This window comes from Bradyrhizobium altum (assembly GCF_020889705.1).
Taxonomy (GTDB): Bacteria; Pseudomonadota; Alphaproteobacteria; order Rhizobiales; family Xanthobacteraceae; genus Bradyrhizobium; species Bradyrhizobium altum.
This window is the reverse complement of the sequence record NZ_JACMYP010000482.1, coordinates 1-2998: the sequence shown is the minus strand read 5'-3', so window position 1 is coordinate 2998 and position 2998 is coordinate 1. Positions and strand designations below refer to the sequence as shown.

The following is a 2998-nucleotide window of genomic DNA, read 5'->3' as shown; positions in this document are numbered from 1 at the left end:
TTATTGCTGAGACGGCCCCTCACCCCAACCCTCTCCCCGTAAGAACGGGGAGAGGGAGCGCAGAGCTGGAAAGGAACATGCAGATGAGGATCGTGAGCAGAAAGGAGAGGGCGGTGATCGCCCGCGAACTGATGATGGTCAGCCGCGCCGCGCATGTGCTGCAGCGAACCGGCCTGGCGATGGCCGGCGCCATGGGCGGCACCTTCGTCGCCGCCCAGCTCGCGAAGGGGCACATCGCCTTCTTCGGTACGCTCGCGTTCATCGTGACGACGATCGTGATCGGTGCCGTCGGCTTCTATCTCGGCATCGATATTCCAAGGCCGGCCTTGCGCGCCACGGGGCGCATCGATGCCGTCGAGCTGATGAGCGCGGGCGGCATCTTCCTCGCCGCGCTGGCTGCGCTGGTGTCGGTCTATGGCATCGTGTTCGACGAGATTCCGCCGCGCGCCTGGGAGTTCGTGATCGGCTCCTGGTGGTTCGGCGGCGACGTCATGCTGGCAACCGCCGGCCTCGTCGGCCGCCAGCGGCTGACCCAGAAGATTGCGCCGATACCGGCAGCGGGGCCGATCCGGGATCAACGGTTGCGACGGTGAGGTTCGGCGCGGGGGTTGTTCAATCGTCATGCCCGGGCTTGTCCCGGGCGTCCACGTCTTGGGTTTCCAACGTGAAGGAAGACGTGGATGGCCGGGCATAGGCGAGCGGAAGCGACGCCGTTCTTCGAACGGCTAAGCCCGGCCATGACGGCCAGGAATCGAAAGCGCTCTAGCCACCCCAGCCGAAGCGGTAGTTGAAGCCCACCTTGGCGGTATGCTCGTCGTCCCTGAACCGGACGCCGACGATCGTGGCGGGGCCGCCGGCGAAGGTGGTGTTGCCGAAGTTGAAATACTGATACTCGGCCTTCGCGGACCAGTTCCGCGCGAACATGTATTCGAGACCGCCGCCGAGGGTAAAGCCGCTCCGGTGACTGCCATTGGTCGCAACGACCACCGGAATTCCGCCGGAGCTGGCGCCGATATTGAGGTTGTCGCGGACGGCGTAACCGCCCTTGGCGTAGAGGAGCGCCGGGCCCCAGGCGTAGCCGACCCGGCCGGTGATCGAGCCAAGCTGATTGCTTGTTACCAGGGTGCCTGCCGGAAGAGTCGAGCCTTTGCCACCGTTGCCGGTGAGCCCACTAAACTGAGCCTCAGCACCGATCACCCAGTTCGATGCGAACTGGTAGTCGAAGCCACCCTGCAAGCCGCCCAGGAATCGGACCTTGTCCCCGCCGAGGCTGTTGTTGCCCGCGAAGGCACCACCGACGTGGCCGCCGATATAGAAGCCGGTCCAGTTATAGACCGCCTCCGGCGCCGCATAGGCCGGCGCCTTCGGATAGGTTCGCGCCGGAAGATCGGCCGCGAACGCGGGAGCCGCGCAGGCGATACCAGCGACCGCACCGAGCAGAAGCTTTTTCATGAGATTGGTTTCCCGTTGTTGTGGTTGTATGGCGAGGCTGGAGGACCGTCGTTGATGCGCGCGTGTCTTGTGGCGACTTGCGCATTGAAGGGTCTTCCTGCCCCGCTTCTGACCTATGACCTTGGGGCCGGCTCAAGCGGTTTATCGCCTGCCGCGCCGAAAAAGGCCTTGAGCCGGACCTAAGGTCACACCGTAAGGTACGGGCGAAAGGGCCTCCGTCGATGAACGAGCCGAGAGACAAAGCCGACAAGGACGTTTTGCTGACCGCGGCAGAGTGCGCCGCTCGCATCGGTCTCACGGTACGCGGACTTCGGCTCTATGAGAGCCGCGGCCTGATTTCGCCGCGCCGCACGGCGAAGAGTTGGCGGCTCTATGGGGCTGCGGAGATCAGCCGGCTACACGAGATCCTCGCGCTCAAGCGAATGGGGCTCAGCCTGGCGCAAATCGCCAAGCTTCTCGAAGGCCGCGAGATCGATCTCGACCGAATCCTGGCCATGCAACAATCGTCGATCCTTCAACTGCGCAACCGCGCCGATGAGGGCCTTGCGCTGGTGCATGTGGCGCGTTTGAAGCTTTCCGTCGGTGGATCGCTCTCGATCGCCGACCTCATTACGCTGGCCAAAGAGACCAACATGGCCGAAGCATCGTTCGATGCCGTCGCGCAACGGCGCTACGAACAGGCCCGGCCCCGCGCTGCGATTCAAATCGATCCCGGCCTGATGGAGCGCTACGTCGGTCATTTTCGGTTTCAGACCGGCGGGCAGGTGGTCACGATCACACGCGATGGCGGTCATCTGTTCGCGAAGCCGCTTGGACAGTTCGCCTCGGAAATATATCCCGAAAGCGAGCACACGTTTTTTCTCAAGACCACGGCGGCGCAGATTACCTTCGCCGTCGAGCCGGATGGAATCGCGAACGCCCTGACGCTTCATCAAGGCGGGTTGACGCACAACGCGACCCGGATCGACGACCAGCAGGCCCAAGATGCGGTGACCGCGCTGGCAAAGAAGATTGACAACAAGACGCCGTCGCCGGGAACCGAGGAGGCGATCCGCCGCCTGATCATTCAGCACCAGCAAGGTGCCGTCGACTACGCCGGCATGAGCGACGTCATGGCGGCGGTGGCCCGCGAGCAGGCTCCGGCGATCATCGCCGCGCTGGATCTGGCCGGGGGCATGCAAACGATTCGCTTTAAGGGTGTCGGGCGAGACGGTTGGGATGTCTATGACGTCAGCTTCGCCAATGTCGACATGGAATGGCGGATCATTTTGGCATCCGACGGAAAGATCGATGGCGTGTTGCTTCGGTCGCTACCCTGACCAGACGCGCTGAAGCTGTTCGTCGCGAACCGGGTGCGACAGATCAACCCGACGGGCAACACAGCAAAACCTGTCAACCCTTTGACTCGGACAAATCGTGTCGCGAGAGTGCGAAGCTGCGTCCCCATCCACACTATCATCGCTCGGCTCGACGGGGCGATCCAGTACGCCGCGGCTTCTCGATTCCAGCACCAGACGTCTCTGGAATACTGGATCGCCCGGTCGAG

The 2998-nt window shown here is 63.4% G+C and carries 3 protein-coding genes; 2 read left to right on the top strand and 1 reads right to left on the bottom strand.

The genetic code is table 11. The features are described 5' to 3' along the window. Nucleotides 1-113 precede the first annotated feature (113 nt). Nucleotides 114-593 (top strand): hypothetical protein, encoded by a 480-nt coding sequence (locus tag H8B02_RS46555; protein ID WP_229172413.1) that lies wholly within the window; start codon nucleotides 114-116, stop codon nucleotides 591-593. 169 nt (nucleotides 594-762) lie between these two features. Here the strand turns inward: H8B02_RS46555 and H8B02_RS46550 are convergent, their stop codons facing one another. After that, complete coding sequence (locus tag H8B02_RS46550) at nucleotides 763-1452, bottom strand: outer membrane protein (protein ID WP_229172412.1); 690 nt, start codon at nucleotides 1450-1452, stop codon at nucleotides 763-765. 221 nt (nucleotides 1453-1673) lie between these two features. On the opposite strand from H8B02_RS46550, the gene H8B02_RS46545 reads away from it, so the two are divergent. Then, entirely contained in the window at nucleotides 1674-2771 is a 1098-nt protein-coding gene (locus H8B02_RS46545) for a MerR family transcriptional regulator (RefSeq protein ID WP_229172411.1), read from the top strand. The last annotated feature ends 227 nt before the right edge of the window (nucleotides 2772-2998 follow it).

Bases quoted from the DNA above. Each gene is read 5' to 3' on its own strand.
- H8B02_RS46550 (WP_229172412.1), bottom strand. From the start codon at position 1,452: ATGAAAAAGCTTCTGCTCGGTGCGGTCGCTGGTATCGCCTGCGCGGCT.
- H8B02_RS46545 (WP_229172411.1), top strand. From the start codon at position 1,674: ATGAACGAGCCGAGAGACAAAGCCGACAAGGACGTTTTGCTGACCGCG.